The following is a 13,021-nucleotide window of genomic DNA, read 5'->3' as shown; positions in this document are numbered from 1 at the left end:
ACCCCGGTGGGCGGCTCGTTCTGGCACGACTAGCGTGCCGGTGTGGGAACGCTTTACTACGGCGACGTCGCGTCGCCGATCGAGATCGAGGATCGCGCCCTGGCGCACGTCAAGGTGGTCATCGCGACCAAGCTCCGCCGCGGCGAGAGCTTCACCTTGTCGTGGACGCACGGACCCGGCCAGGAGGTGGGGCGCAGCACCGTGTGGCTGCATCCTTCGATTCCGCTGCGCTTCGTCTTCGACGAGCCGGAGCCGGCTCTGTTGAGCCGAGCGTGGATCGAGGCGCTCGCGACGTCGGCGAACTCGTCGGGTGGGCTGCTGCTCGTCGACGAACCGGACTCGTCCGGCTCCTAGATCAGACGACCGTCTGATCGAGGATCTCGCGCGCGCCCTCTTCGACCGCGGTGGGTACCACGAGGGGACGCCCAGCCGAGAAGGCCTCCCACTCGCGGAGGACGATCGCCTCGACGTGGGTCGGATCCTCGAGCGGGTAATCCGCCCGCAGGCGGGCCACCACAGCTCGGAACGAGGCGACCTCGACCCCGTCGACTTCGCGCAGGTTCTCAGCGTGGGCGCCGGCCGCTGCGGGCGCGACGACCGCCGCGTCGCTCACCGGATCGTGCATGGCTCCATGGTTTCACGCCGCGAATGCGCCGCCTAATGTTTCGGCGATAAGTAGGCGGACTACCTACCTAGCGACGCCCGTCAGCGACCGGGCTCGGCCTCGACCGGGTGCGGGTCGACCTGATCGACGGCATCCTGGAGCCGGCCGAGGCACGCGATCACGGCCGCGCTGTCTTCGGGGCTCATGTCGACGACCGCCGCCATCATGCGGGCGTGCATCGACCCGAGAGTCGCGCGCACCTCTTCGTCGCTCACTTCGGTCGCGACGATGAAGATGCTCCGCCGATCGGTGGGGTGAGGGACACGGGTGACGTGGCCCGTCTTCTCGAGGCGGTCGACGATCGCCGTCGTCGAGGCCGTCGAGACCCCGAGGTATCGGGTCAGCTCACTCGGAGACACCTGCCGGCCCTGCCCCGCCGCCTTGATGAGGTAGCGCAGCACCAGGAGCTCGTTCTCACCCATCGACATCGACTCGCGCGTTCGACGACGCATGGCGACCTCGGCAGCGCGATAGACGCGAAAGGCCTGGAGGACGTCGACGGCTCGGCGACGACGATCCTCATCGCTCGCGCCGTACCAGTAGCGCGACTCGGACCCTGTTTCCACCTGGGCATCTTATGCCAGGCTCCGCGATCAGCCCCCTGCCGATGCATCGAATGGACGGGTACCATCGAAGTACAACGGTCGACTACTTTATCGGCCTCAAAGACACTAGCCCATCGAGAGAACCGAGGAGGACAGATGAATGACGCGACGACCGCCGACGACGTGGTCAAGGCTCTCAACGACCTCACCGACTCCGGCGTTGCATCCGAGCGGCAGGCTCTTCACTCCCTCGGTATCGGACCGAACGACGCCAAGGTTCTGCGGTTCCTCCTGCAGCGCTCCCCCGAAGACGAACCCGTGACCCCGCGGATCCTCGCATCGATGCTGGGCATCTCGTCCGCGGCCACGACCGCGCTGATCGATCGACTCGCGGATGCCGGATGGGTCGAACGCGAGCCGTACCCGGGCGACCGCCGGTCCATCGTGGTGCGCGAGACGATTGACGCCGATTCCCCCGCCCGACGCATCCTGTCGGTGCGGAGCACGTCGGCGGCGGCGGCCGCCGAACGACTGGGACCCGCGGAGCGACGCATCGTCGCCGACTTCCTCGACGACATCGCCCGCGGCGAGCGTCAGGACATCGACGGCATCTCGGCACACGAAGAGGCGTCCCGCGCGTCCTGACGAGGGGACGGCGGGACGCCTCGAAAATCACTCGGTGGCGCGACCGGTCTCGTTCTGCAGTCGGTCGATCTGCTCCGATGCCTCGGCCTTCGTCAGGTCGGCGGGGATCTCTTCGCCGGCTTCGCGAGCGAGCGTGTCGAGGTAGCTGCGCTGGGGAGCGGTCATCGGCTCGTCGCCGGTCACCCAGTCGGACGGATCTTTCTCGGCGGGGTTGTCGCCCTCGCGGACGGCACCCAGGGTCTCTTCTTCACGGGAGGTATCGCTCATGCAGGAAGGCTAAGCGGGGCTCCCGACACCGGGACCGGGATTGACAGGTCACCCAGGCGGGTAGGGCATCCTGGGGCGGTGCCCGAAAAACCGCGTCCCGCTGACGTCGACGTCCAGACGTATCGCCGTGGCCCGTCGCGCACGCGCGTGACGCGCGTGCCCACGACCGCGGACACCGGGCGCTCCTTCGTGCTCGTCGCCGGCATCGGAGTCGCGTCGACGTACTTCGAGTTCCTCGCGCCCCTGCTGGCCGAGGAGGGCGAGGTGTACGCGCTCGACCTCCCCGGGTTCGGCGGGGTCCCGGCATCCGGAGAATCCCCCACCGCCGCCTACTTCGCCGATCAGGTCGAGGGGGTGCTCGATCACTACGGCCTGGACGACCCCGTCCTGATCGGGCATTCGATGGGGACGCAGGTGGTCACCGAGGTCCTCGCGCGCCGCCCCGGCCTCTCGCACGCGGTGCTGGTGAGCCCCGTCGTCGACGAGGCGGAGTCCACCGCGATCGTGCAGGGAGTGCGATTCGTCCAGTCGACCGTGCGCGAGTCGATCCACATCGCGCTGCTCGCCGTGTCGGCCTATCTGCTGTGCGGGTTCCTCTACTTCTTCGAGGCGCTGCCGCACATGCTGCGCTACCGCATCTCGGACCGCATCGGCGCGGGACGAGCGACGCTGCTGCTCATCCGGGGCGAGCACGACCGCCCCTCGCCCCGTCGCCTGCACTCGAGACTCGTCGCCCGCGCGCACAGGGCTCGGCGGTGGGAGATCGAGGGCGCCGCTCACTGCGTCGTGAATAGCCACGCCGTCGGGGTCGCTCGGCTCGTGCTGCGGCACATCGACGACGACCTGGCGCCGAAGGGGCGGATGCCGGCGTCGGAGGCGGCGGTGCCTCCCGCCGCTCACGCCGACCTGAGCATGGTGCTGGGAGCCGTGGCGAGCCGCCTCGCGGAATGGATCAGCGCGGCCCGTCACGACGAGGACGGGGTCGAGCGCGCGAAGGCCCGCCATGCGCGCGTCCTCTGGGACGCCTACCGCCCCGGGCGCTGAGTCCTAACCCGGCGACCCGAGCGGGGCAACCCCCACGACGGCTCGGTCGCCGACATCGAGCATGGGAGCGTGTCGACTCGCCCGCGCACCCGCCGCTCATGACCGTCCCCGCCGCCCTCGACCCCCGCCGATGGTGGTCCGACGCGATCACGACCGACCGCCTGCTGCTCGCCGCCAAGACCGCTGCGGCGGCGGCGCTGGCCTGGTACCTCGCCCCTCTCGTCCCCCTCGCGCAAAGCGAGTACTCGTACTACGCGCCGCTCGGAGTGCTGGTGAGCATGTACCCGACCGTCGCGCGCTCCGCCTCGAGCGGGGTCCAGGCCGTGGTCGGTCTGGCACTCGGAATCGGCCTGGGCCTGGCGAGCCTCGCCGTCGTCGGCACGGGCCTGCCCCGCATCGTCGCGGTGGCCGCCGTGATCCTGATCGGGGTGCTGCTCGCGGGGGTGCGCGCCCTCGGCGTCGGGCGCGACTGGGTGGCCATCGCGGGACTCTTCGTGCTGCTGCTGGGCGGCGCCGACCCCGACGGGTACTCCGTGTCGTACCTGGTCACGATGGCGTTCGGTGTGGTGGTGGGCGTCGTGGTGAATCTGCTCGTCGTTCCGCCGCTCCGGGTGAAGAAGGCCGACGACCGACTGAGTCGCCTTCGCGACGCCCTCGGCGAGGCGCTCGGGGCGATGTCGACCTCGCTCGCGGGCCGCTCCTTCGACCCCGAGGCCGCCGACCGGGCCGCCTCCGCGCTGGAGGACACCCTCGTCGAGGTCCGCGAAGAGGTCGACCTGGCCGATGAGAGCCGTCGTTACAACCCGCGCGGCCGTCGGCTGAAGACACCGCGCGACCTCGATCGACGCCGTCTGGACGCCTTGACCGGCACCGCGGATGCCACCCGTGAACTGGCCGCGGCACTGGCACGACTCACCGTGGGTCCCGACGTCGACACCCGTCTTCCTGCCGAGGTGCGCCGCACCCTCGCCGACGCGATCGACGCGGTCTCGCCCCTGGTCACGACGCCACCCGAACCCGAGGCCGACGCGGGCAGCCTGCGCGCGGCGGAGAAGTCCCTCACGCGCTACACCGAGAGCCTGCGCGCCCTCGACGCGCACGAGGAGCCCCTCGACGCGTGGGAGGCCGCCGTCAGCCTCCGCCGCGTGATCGCGGCGTGCGGGCCGTTCTCGGACCCGGATGCCGACACCGCGGCGCGTTGAGAGATCCGGGGCCGCGCCAGCTCAGCCCGGCGCTCCGCCCACGGCGTCGAGGGCGCGATCCAGAGCGGCCGCGGTCGCGTGCCGCGCAGCGGCCGGGACGGCCGCCAGGAAGCCGCCGACGAACGTGTCCCCCAGGCCGATCGTCGTGGGATCGGCGGTGTCGACGAGGTACGCCGGCACGCCGACCGCCTTTCCGCTCCGCTGCAGGGCAGCGACCACCGCCGCTCCCCCGGGATGGCGCGCGAATCTCGCGGTGGCATCGAGGTCGGCTGCCGTGCACGCGTCGCCGAGCCGGTAGCGCGTCGCCGCGGTGCGCACGGCGCTCTCGAGTCCCGTTTCGTGCCGCGCCGCCGAGGGACCGACGGCGAGCGCCCAGTACTTCGTGTGCACGACCAGCGCCCGTGCCGGAATGAGCCCGTGCGCCTCGGCGAGGGCCGCCGCGACGTCGTCCGGCGAGAGCAGATCGACGGAGCGCCCCAGGTACTCCTGCAGTTCGTCCTCGTTCATGCCGTACACGTCGATGCGCTCGAGCAGTCGCCTCCGTACGCGGGCGGAGAGCTCGCGCTGGTAGAACCCCGCGTCTTCGTAGTACACGAGGGCATCGGCGGGAAGACGGCGCATCGCGCTCACCAGGTCGTCGAGCCGGGCCTCGAGCAGATCGGCATCCTGCATGGTGTTGAAACCCGAGACGAGGAAGGCCGCAGCCGATTCGAGAGCGTCGCCGAGTCGGTCGGCGATCGCCATCTCGCGGTTGGGCGCGTCGTTGGCGAAGATCAGGCGATTGGAGGCCGTGGCCGTCACCGCTCCGTCGACCACGCGCACGGTCGTGCCCTCGGGGTACTGCACGATGAGGTGCGGGTCGAGGGTGTCACGCGTCGCCGACGAGACGATCCTCATTGACGACGGCAGAAGCCGCCGGACATTGTCGTCGATGCTGACCAGGTGCTGCACCGTCGGGACGCCGATGCGATCGAGCGCGATCCCGGCCCGCACCCCCGTGCCGCCCAGGGTGACGTTCTTGTCGAAGTGCGCCGCGAAGCGCTCCACGATCTCCGACGAGAGCACGAAGCGCTCGCCTCCCCCGCCCGTGGCGAGGAAGGCGAGCACCGTCACGATGAGCGCGCGCTCGTCGATGATGGGCGTCGTGGTGGTCAACTCGTCGAGCCGGATGCCGTGCTCCGCCGCGAGGGCGGTGAGCACCTCGGCATCCCACCGGATCTCGTAGTCGACGGTTCCGCCGAGCCCGAGGACGAGGTCTTCCCCCATGGCGCCGGTCTCCTTCGATCAGTACAGGTCGGCCTTGCCGGCGGCGCCGAACAGGTCGATCTTCTCAGCGGCGGTGACCTTCATCGCCGCGATGCACTCGGGCTGGATGGCGTTGGGCTCGCGCAGGCGACGGTCGGTGCCGAGCACCTCGCGCATGCGGTCGTGGTAGGCCACCTTGATGTCGCTGGAGATGTTGATCTTGTTCACGCCCAGCTCCACCGCCCGGCTCAGCTCGCCGTCGGGGTTGCTCGACCCGCCGTGCAGCACGAGCGGGATGCCGACCGCCGCCTTGATCTGCTCGAGCAGGTCGTGGCGCAGCTCGGGGTTCTTCTCGGCCGGGTAGAGCCCGTGCGAGGTGCCGATGGCGATGGCGAGGCTGTCGACCCCGGTCTGCTCGACGAAGCGCACGGCGTCGTCGACGTTGGTGTAGATGATCTCGGCGGCACCGGACTCGCCGTAGCTGTCGTTCGCGCCGATGGTTCCGAGCTCGCCCTCGACCTGAACGCCGACCGCGTGGGCGGCTTCGACGACCTTGCGAGTCAGGGCGACGTTCTGCTCGAAGGGCTCGAGCGAGGCGTCGATCATGACCGAGGTGAAGCCGGCCTGGATGGCCTGGACGATCTGCTCGTACGTTCCGCCGTGGTCCCAGTGGATGGCGACGGGAACGCTCGAGCGGTGCGCGCGGGCGTGCATCGCGGGGATGAGGTCGGTGGTGATGTGCGAGACCTCGTCGGGGTGGATGGCGATGATGACCGGAGCGTTCTTCTCCTCGCTGATGTCCATGATCCCGGTGAACATCGCCCAATCGCTGATGTTGAAAGCCGGGATGGCGAAGCTGTGGGCGTTCGCTACGTCGAGGATGGACTTGCCGGTGTAGAGCACGGATTTCTCCTTGTTCGGGGTTGGGTGTGCGGAGGTCAGCTCTTCACCGAGCCGGCCGTGAGGCCGCTGATGAAGAAGCGTTGGAAGAAGAGGAAGAGCAGCAGCACGGGGATCGAGCCGAGGATGCTCATCGCCATGATCTGGTTCCACTCGTAGGAGTGCTGGCCCATGAGCAGCTGGATGCCGATCGGCACGGTGCGCATGTCGATGGTGCGCGTGAGGGTGAGGGCGAAGAGGAACTCGTTCCACGCGATCATGAAGGTGTAGATCCCCACCGAGACGATCCCGGGGATCGAGATGGGCACGAGCACCCGCCAGAGGGCGGTGAACGAGCCCGCGCCGTCGACTCGGACGGCCTCGTCGAGTTCCTTCGGCAGGGTGTTGAAGTACCCGGTCATCATGATGATCGCGTAGGGCAGCGTGAACACCATGTAGGTGAAGATGAGCCCCGGATAGGTGTTGTAGAGGCCGAGCCCCACCATCAGACCGAAGTACGGGATCAGCAGCGTGATCGGCGGGACCGCCTGGACGCTGACGATGATGACGTTGACGACGCGCTTGCCGCGGAACTCGAATCGGCTGAAGGCGTACGCCGCCTGGATCGCGACGAGCAGCGTCAGGATCGTCACCGCCCCCGCCACGACATAGCTGTTGATGAAGAAGCGCACCGTCTCGGGGTTGGTGAAGATCGAGATGTACGCGTCGAACGAGAAGGTGTCGGTGATGAGGCGCGGGGGGAGCTCGAAGATCTGCGTGTTCGACTTGAACGAGCTCGAGAGCATCCACAGCACGGGACCGGCGGCGAAGACCGCGCCGATCAACAGGCCGATGAGCACGCCGGTCTTGGCGAGGCGGCGGCGCGCGATCGCGCTGGTGGCGCGCGGGCGCGCGGTCGTGGTCGAGGCCATGGTCAGTCCCTCGCCTTCTGGTGGCGGACGTAGAGCACCGCGATGATCATCGACATCGCCAGGACCAGCACCGCCGAGGTGGAGGCCATCGAGAAGTCGTACTTCGCGAATGCGAGCTTGTAGGTGAAGGTGCTGAGCATCTCGGTGACGTCGATGGGACCGCCGCCCGTGGTCAGCCAGATGAGGGCGAACTGCTGCGAGGTCCAGATGAGGTCGAGCAACAGCAGGCTCACGATGATGGGACGCAGCTGGGGGACGGTGACGTTCCAGAAGCGCTGCACGGGGCTGGCACCGTCGACGGTCGCGGCCTCGTAGAGGTCGCTCGGGATCCCCTGGAGACCGGCGAGCAGGCTCACCATGAAGAACGGGTAACCGGCCCAGATGTTGATGAAGGTGACCGTCCCCAGCGCCAGTTGCGGCGAGGCGAGCCACTCGATGTTCGTGTGGAGCAGGAAGTTGACGATGCCGTTCGGGGCGAGCAGCATGCGCCACAGCACGGCGATGACGGCGACCGTGAAAAGCCACGGGAGCACGTAGAGCCCGCGGAAGATCGCCCGGGGGACCGCGCCGATGAGCCGGCTGTTGAGCAGGAGGGCGAACGAGAGTCCGAGCACGAGGTGCGCGGCGACGCTCGTGAGGGTGAAGAAGAGGGTGTTGCCCGTCGCCTTCCAAAAGCCGGAGTCGTTGAGGATCGCGATGTAGTTGTCGAGACCCACGACCTCGGGGCTCTTGTTGAGGATGACGTTGTCCTGGAACGAGTACCCGATCACCATGACGATCGGGACGATCATCAGGACGAACAACAGGATCAGCGTCGGAGACAGGAACGCGTAGGCCTCGCCGGCCTTGCGCAGCTGCCGGGTGCGGCGGGAGGCGGGTCGTCCGGTGACGATCACCTCGGTGTCGGGGGGTGTGAGAGTGCGCATGGTCATGATGTGCGGCTTTCGCTGAGCGGGATGCCGCACCGCGAGCGGTGGCGGTGCGGCATCCCGGTTCGGGGTCGGATCAGAACTCCGACGTCCATTCGTCCTGCGTCTTGGTGAGCGCGTCGCTCATCGACTGCTGTCCGTCGAGAGCCGACTGGAACTGGGTGCCGAACTGTCGCATGAGCTCCTCGGCGACGGGCAGACCCGTGAACTCGTTCGCCGGGTAGCCCTTCTTGTAGATGTCGAACGCCGTCTTGAACAGCTCGTCGTCCGCGACGAAGGTCGGCACGCTCTCGGTGTTGCCGGGGAACGCCTTGGCCATCGTCGACAGCTCGCTGTTGACGTCCTTGCCCATCAGGAACTGCACGAGCTTGAAGGCGGCATCCTTGTGCTGCGAGTTCTCGGCCACGCCGATGCCCCACGAGGCGTAGGGGATGCCGCGCTCTCCGGTGAAGCCGTCTTCGGCCGGGATCGCCGAGATCGAGAACTTCAGGTCGGGGTTCGACTGTCGGATCAGATTGATGTGGGCCAGCGAGTCGATCATCATGCCGACACGTCCGTTGGTGAACTCCTCGACCTTGTCCTGCTCCTTCATCGTGAAGGATCCGGGAGCGATGACCCCGTCCTCCCAGAGCTGCTGGATGTAGTCGGTGGCCGAGGTCACGGCCTTGTTCGTCAGGTCGGGCTTGCCGTCCTTCAGCATCGACCCGCCCGAGGCCCACACCCATGACATGACGTCGTTCTGCACGCCGTTGGGGGCTTCGAGCGAGAGCGGGAGGACCCACCCCGACACGTCTCCGCCGAGGGCCTTGATCTTCTTCGCCGCGTCGGCGAACTCCGTGCGAGTCGACGGCGGAGAGCTGACACCGGCCTGCGAGAGCAGCCCGTCGTTGGTGAACATGGGGTAGACGAAGTTGACCACGGGGATCATGTAGGTGCTGCCGTCGACCTTGATCTGGCTGGCGAGCTGGCTGTCGTCGTAGCCGGAGTCGCTCATCAGCTTCGACAGATCGGCGATCACGCCCTGCTTGGCGAAGTCGCTGACCCACGCACCGTCGAGACCGACGACGTCGGGCATGGTGCCGGATGCCGCCCCGGCGAAGAGCTGCTCCTTCGTAGAGGCGTAGGGCCCGCTGACGAGGTCGACCTTGATACCGGGGTTCTCCTTCTCGAACTCGTCCATGAGTCCGCGGAACGCTCCGTCGCCGAGCTCCGGCTCCCACCACTGGGCGAACTCGATCGTGACGTTCCCGTCCGACGACGCTCCCGAATCGTTCGACGAGCACCCCGCCATCGCCAGGAGGGTCGTGGCCGCTGCCGCGGCACCGACGAGCTTGATGGCGTTCCGACGCCGGCGCCCGCTGTTGTCCATCATTTCTCCTCGTTGAGATCTGCCGCATTTCGCGCTGTTCTGCGCGTTCTTGCGTCTTTCAGCACGAGTATGCGCCCCTTTGCAAGAAGCCGCAAGAGCTCGATGCAGATCCGTGATAATTCCGGCAGGAGACCGCGTCAATGTCCGCAAACAACGGGCTTGGAGTGCTGTTCTCTGCCGTTTTCGCACAAATTCTGCGGACCGACATGCCGCTCTGTGCTAGAGATGACGGCATGGACGCATCCACCGCCACGGTCAAGCGACGGCTCCCCGCGGGCCGCAAAGCCGAGCTGGCCGCCTACGTCGCCGAGTCGGGCCAGGTGACCGTCGTCGACCTCGCCTCGCACTTCGGCGTCTCGATCGACACGGTCCGCCGCGACCTCGACCAGCTCGATCGCGAAGGGATCGTCGTGCGCACACACGGCGGTGCCGTCAGTGCGATGTCGGTCCCCGGCCGCGACCGCGGCCTCGACGTACGCCTGCAGATGCAGATCTCCGAGAAGGAGCGCATCGCCGCGCTCGCCGCCGACCTCATCGAGGACGGATCCGTCCTCATGCTCAACGCCGGCACCACGACGCTGGCGGTCGCCCGAGCCCTGCGCAATCACCGGAACCTCACGATCGCGACGAACAACCTGCGCATCCCCGCCGAGATCTCCCCCAGCGTGTTCCGCGATCTCTACATCTTCGGCGGCGCGGTCCGCACCATCACCCAGGCCACGACCGGCCCGGTGACCCTGGCGATGAACTCGCACACCCCCGAGGTCGACATCCGCTGCGACTACGCCCTCATCGCGGTCGGCGCGGTCGACGGCTCCGGCTTCTCGACCAGCAACCTCGGCGACGCGACCATGATGAGCGAGATGATCCAGCGCGCGGATCGCACCGCGATCCTGGCCGACTCCTCGAAGCTCGACCGACGCTTGTTCGCCCAGGTGGGCCCCCTCGAGAAGGCCGACTACCTCATCACCGACGCCGAGCCGTCACCCGAGCTGTCCGCCGCCCTCGCCGAAGCCGGCGTGACCGTCGTCACTCCCTGATCAACGCGCTCACATCCGGGCGTACCGGGCCCGGGCGAAGCAGAAGAGCCCGTACACGACGAGCCCCGCGCCCACGAGCCACAGGACGACCTGCCCGAACGGCAGGCTCGCGAGCGAGCGCAGCGCCGAGTCGATGCCGCCGGCCGCGTTCGGGTCATGCGAGAAGGCCGCGACGATGAAGAGGACGCCGGCGACGCCCACCGCGATCCCCTTGGCGACATAACCGATCATTCCGAAGGTCCGGATGCCACGCCCCGCCGTCCCGCCCGGGCTCGACAGGTTCTTCATGAAGGCCTTGGTGACACCGCGCACGACGAAGGCGACGCCGATCACCGCCACCGCCAGCCCGACGACGACCAGGAGGACGATGCCCCCGGGCATGGCGAGAAGCTGCGCGCTGAGAGTGCGCGACGACTGCGAGGAGTCCGATTGTCCGCCCGAGACGATCGTGAAGCCGGTGACGGCGATCGCCCCGTACGCGACGGCCGTTCCCACGTATTTCGCGCGGTGCGCCCAGCGCTTCTTCTCGTCGGGGTCGCGCTCGGCGACGGCATCCACGACCTGCCAGACGGCAAGCGCCACGAGCCCGACGACGACGACCCAGAGCAGTACCTTGCCCGCCGGAGCCTCGGCCACCTGTTGCAGGGCTCCGCTCTGGTCGGCGCTGTCGCCGCCGCTCCCGGTCGCAAGAGACACCGCGATCACCCCGATCAGCAGGTGCAGAAGCCCGAGGACCACGTAGCCGACGCGTGCGGCGACGCGGAAGGCGGTCGAATCCTGGGCTTTGTCGGCGGCGGCGGAGGCGCTGGTCATCCGGGAACCCTAGCGCTCAGCCGGACGCCGCCACCAGGCGTTGCGCGCGGCGCACACGCCACACCTCGACCAGCGCCCAGACGAGGGTGGCCACCGCCACTCCCTCCAGGAAACCCGCCGTGACGTCGCTGAGCCAGTGCGCGTGCAGGTAGGTGCGGCTCCACATCATCAGCAGCACCCAGACGGCGCCTGCCGCCCAGATCCAGCCGCGGCGGAGGATCAGCGCGAGCGTCACCGCGATCGTCGTCGCGACGGCGGTGTGGCCCGAGGGGAACGAGGTCGCCTGGGTCTCGGCCAGCGAATCCATCGGTCGGGCTCGTGCGATGACAGCGGCGAGGGGCGCGCCGATGAGCACGACCAGGGCGATGGATGCCGCGACGTTCAGCGCATCCCACGGGCGCTTGACCAGGAGGAAGACGACGGCGGTCGTGATGCCGATGACGATCATTCCGATCGTGCCGCCCACGATGGCGGGGATCCACGCGACGATGACCGCGACCGGGTCGGCGAGCGCGGCCATCGTGTCGTCCCACCACTGGTCGAACGCCAGCGGCGCTCCCCCGTCGAGATCGACGGCCAGTCGCAGCGCCACGAAGAGCACGGTCGCGACGATGCCCACGACCAGGGCGACCGGACGGCGCGCGTCGGACCTCGGCCGGTCGGGGAGGATCGCGGGCTCGTCCGTGGTGGCATCCATTCCGGAATCGTCCCAGGTCGGGATCCCCTCGAGCCAGGACTTGCCCTGCGCCCGAATGCGGGTTCGGCGTCAGCGGGGCCGAGCGGAGGCGATCAGCATGTCGAGCCCGAGCTCGAAGGCGCGGGTGGCCACGGGGTCCTCCGGGTCTTCGTCGGCGAGGGTGTCGAAAGCCGCCGAGAAGCGCGGGAACGCCTCTTCCTGGCCCGTGGGGTCGAACACCACGGAGGGCCCCGACATGTCGAGGACGCTGCCGAGGATGAAGGACTCGAAGGCGGTCAGCAGCGGGATGACATCGCGCAGCGTCCACCCGGCGGCCTCGGCGGCCGCCGCGAAGTCCTCGTACTGCGCGAGGAGGACGGGGGCCGACGCGCGCTCCGTCATCAGCAGCGGCACGACACGGGCATGCCGGGCGAAGGCACGACGGTACGAGCGTCCCCAGGCGCGGAGCGCGTCTTCCCAGGGCAGCTCCCGCAGCGGCTGCGAGTCGATGGGCGCCGACACGAGGGCGCGGACGTCCTCGACCATGGCCGCGCGGTTGGGGACGTGGTTGTACAAAGACGCGGGGTTGACCCCGAGGCGTGCGGCGACGCGACGGATGCTCGCCCCGTCGGGTCCGTGACGGTCGACCAGGGCGAGGGCGGTTCGCGCGATCAGATCGCGGCTCAGCAGCGGCGTGTGCGGTCTGGCGATGGCGGTCTCCCGGGTCGGTGCGAGCCTGCGGGCGCAGGCTCCGAGTCCACTCTCGCACAC

The 13,021-nt window shown here is 68.7% G+C and carries 16 protein-coding genes; 5 read left to right on the top strand and 11 right to left on the bottom strand.

Going from position 1 to position 13,021, the window contains the following annotated elements; all coding sequences use genetic code 11:
• Nucleotides 1-42 precede the first annotated feature (42 nt).
• Nucleotides 43-354 (top strand): hypothetical protein, encoded by a 312-nt coding sequence (locus OVA17_RS08065; RefSeq protein WP_210072391.1) that lies wholly within the window; start codon nucleotides 43-45, stop codon nucleotides 352-354.
• A 1-nt stretch (nucleotide 355) separates the two neighbouring features.
• Here OVA17_RS08065 and OVA17_RS08060 read toward each other — a convergent pair whose 3' ends face one another.
• Nucleotides 356-625 carry a three-helix bundle dimerization domain-containing protein gene (locus tag OVA17_RS08060; RefSeq protein WP_267786055.1) on the bottom strand — a complete coding sequence of 90 codons (270 nt, stop codon included), beginning with the start codon at nucleotides 623-625 and terminating at the stop codon, nucleotides 356-358.
• A gap of 80 nt (nucleotides 626-705) precedes the next feature.
• On the bottom strand, nucleotides 706-1,230 hold the full coding sequence (locus OVA17_RS08055) for a MarR family winged helix-turn-helix transcriptional regulator (RefSeq protein WP_210072393.1): 525 nt from the start codon (nucleotides 1,228-1,230) through the stop codon (nucleotides 706-708).
• Nucleotides 1,231-1,365: 135 nt separating this feature from the next.
• On the opposite strand from OVA17_RS08055, the gene OVA17_RS08050 reads away from it, so the two are divergent.
• Nucleotides 1,366-1,854 (top strand): MarR family winged helix-turn-helix transcriptional regulator, encoded by a 489-nt coding sequence (locus tag OVA17_RS08050; protein ID WP_267786054.1) that lies wholly within the window; start codon nucleotides 1,366-1,368, stop codon nucleotides 1,852-1,854.
• Between the two features lie 27 nt (nucleotides 1,855-1,881).
• Here OVA17_RS08050 and OVA17_RS08045 read toward each other — a convergent pair whose 3' ends face one another.
• Complete coding sequence (locus tag OVA17_RS08045; protein ID WP_115915964.1) at nucleotides 1,882-2,121, bottom strand: DUF3072 domain-containing protein; 240 nt, start codon at nucleotides 2,119-2,121, stop codon at nucleotides 1,882-1,884.
• Nucleotides 2,122-2,199: 78 nt separating this feature from the next.
• Between OVA17_RS08045 and OVA17_RS08040 the strand changes: the two genes are divergently transcribed.
• Together OVA17_RS08040 and OVA17_RS08035 are read left to right on the top strand one after the other, a co-directional pair.
• Entirely contained in the window at nucleotides 2,200-3,165 is a 966-nt protein-coding gene (locus OVA17_RS08040) for an alpha/beta fold hydrolase (RefSeq protein ID WP_267786053.1), read from the top strand.
• A 98-nt stretch (nucleotides 3,166-3,263) separates the two neighbouring features.
• Nucleotides 3,264-4,367, top strand: a complete 1,104-nt coding sequence (locus tag OVA17_RS08035; protein ID WP_267786052.1) for an FUSC family protein — start codon at nucleotides 3,264-3,266, stop codon at nucleotides 4,365-4,367.
• Between the two features lie 21 nt (nucleotides 4,368-4,388).
• On the opposite strand, the gene OVA17_RS08030 is transcribed toward OVA17_RS08035, so the two are convergent.
• The 5 genes from OVA17_RS08030 to OVA17_RS08010 all read right to left on the bottom strand — a co-directional run bounded on the left by OVA17_RS08030 (nucleotide 4,389) and on the right by OVA17_RS08010 (nucleotide 9,724).
• Nucleotides 4,389-5,633 carry an ADP-dependent glucokinase/phosphofructokinase gene (locus tag OVA17_RS08030; protein ID WP_267786051.1) on the bottom strand — a complete coding sequence of 415 codons (1,245 nt, stop codon included), beginning with the start codon at nucleotides 5,631-5,633 and terminating at the stop codon, nucleotides 4,389-4,391.
• Nucleotides 5,634-5,651: 18 nt separating this feature from the next.
• Nucleotides 5,652-6,515, bottom strand: coding sequence for a ketose-bisphosphate aldolase (locus tag OVA17_RS08025; RefSeq protein WP_210072398.1), 864 nt, complete (start codon nucleotides 6,513-6,515; stop codon nucleotides 5,652-5,654).
• A gap of 35 nt (nucleotides 6,516-6,550) precedes the next feature.
• Nucleotides 6,551-7,423, bottom strand: a complete 873-nt coding sequence (locus OVA17_RS08020; protein ID WP_116238707.1) for a carbohydrate ABC transporter permease — start codon at nucleotides 7,421-7,423, stop codon at nucleotides 6,551-6,553.
• A 2-nt stretch (nucleotides 7,424-7,425) separates the two neighbouring features.
• A complete protein-coding gene (locus tag OVA17_RS08015) occupies nucleotides 7,426-8,355 on the bottom strand; it encodes a carbohydrate ABC transporter permease (RefSeq protein ID WP_267786050.1) in 930 nt (309 codons plus the stop codon).
• A 73-nt stretch (nucleotides 8,356-8,428) separates the two neighbouring features.
• A complete protein-coding gene (locus OVA17_RS08010) occupies nucleotides 8,429-9,724 on the bottom strand; it encodes an ABC transporter substrate-binding protein (RefSeq protein ID WP_267786049.1) in 1,296 nt (431 codons plus the stop codon).
• A gap of 230 nt (nucleotides 9,725-9,954) precedes the next feature.
• Between OVA17_RS08010 and OVA17_RS08005 the strand changes: the two genes are divergently transcribed.
• A complete protein-coding gene (locus OVA17_RS08005; RefSeq protein ID WP_210072400.1) occupies nucleotides 9,955-10,761 on the top strand; it encodes a DeoR/GlpR family DNA-binding transcription regulator in 807 nt (268 codons plus the stop codon).
• 9 nt (nucleotides 10,762-10,770) lie between these two features.
• On the opposite strand, the gene OVA17_RS08000 is transcribed toward OVA17_RS08005, so the two are convergent.
• From OVA17_RS08000 to OVA17_RS07990, 3 genes are all read right to left on the bottom strand, one after another.
• Nucleotides 10,771-11,574, bottom strand: a complete 804-nt coding sequence (locus tag OVA17_RS08000; protein ID WP_267786045.1) for a DUF1206 domain-containing protein — start codon at nucleotides 11,572-11,574, stop codon at nucleotides 10,771-10,773.
• Between the two features lie 16 nt (nucleotides 11,575-11,590).
• The gene (locus OVA17_RS07995) at nucleotides 11,591-12,271 is read right to left on the bottom strand and encodes a phosphatase PAP2 family protein (protein ID WP_267786044.1); all 681 of its coding nucleotides are present in this window, start codon (nucleotides 12,269-12,271) and stop codon (nucleotides 11,591-11,593) included.
• A gap of 69 nt (nucleotides 12,272-12,340) precedes the next feature.
• Nucleotides 12,341-13,021 (bottom strand): TetR/AcrR family transcriptional regulator, encoded by a 681-nt coding sequence (locus OVA17_RS07990; protein ID WP_267786042.1) that lies wholly within the window; start codon nucleotides 13,019-13,021, stop codon nucleotides 12,341-12,343.

It is taken from the genome of Microbacterium sp. SL75, assembly GCF_026625865.1.
GTDB lineage: Bacteria > Actinomycetota > Actinomycetes > Actinomycetales > Microbacteriaceae > Microbacterium.
Note: the sequence above shows the minus strand (reverse complement) of the source record. Positions and strands in the feature narration are given on the sequence as shown.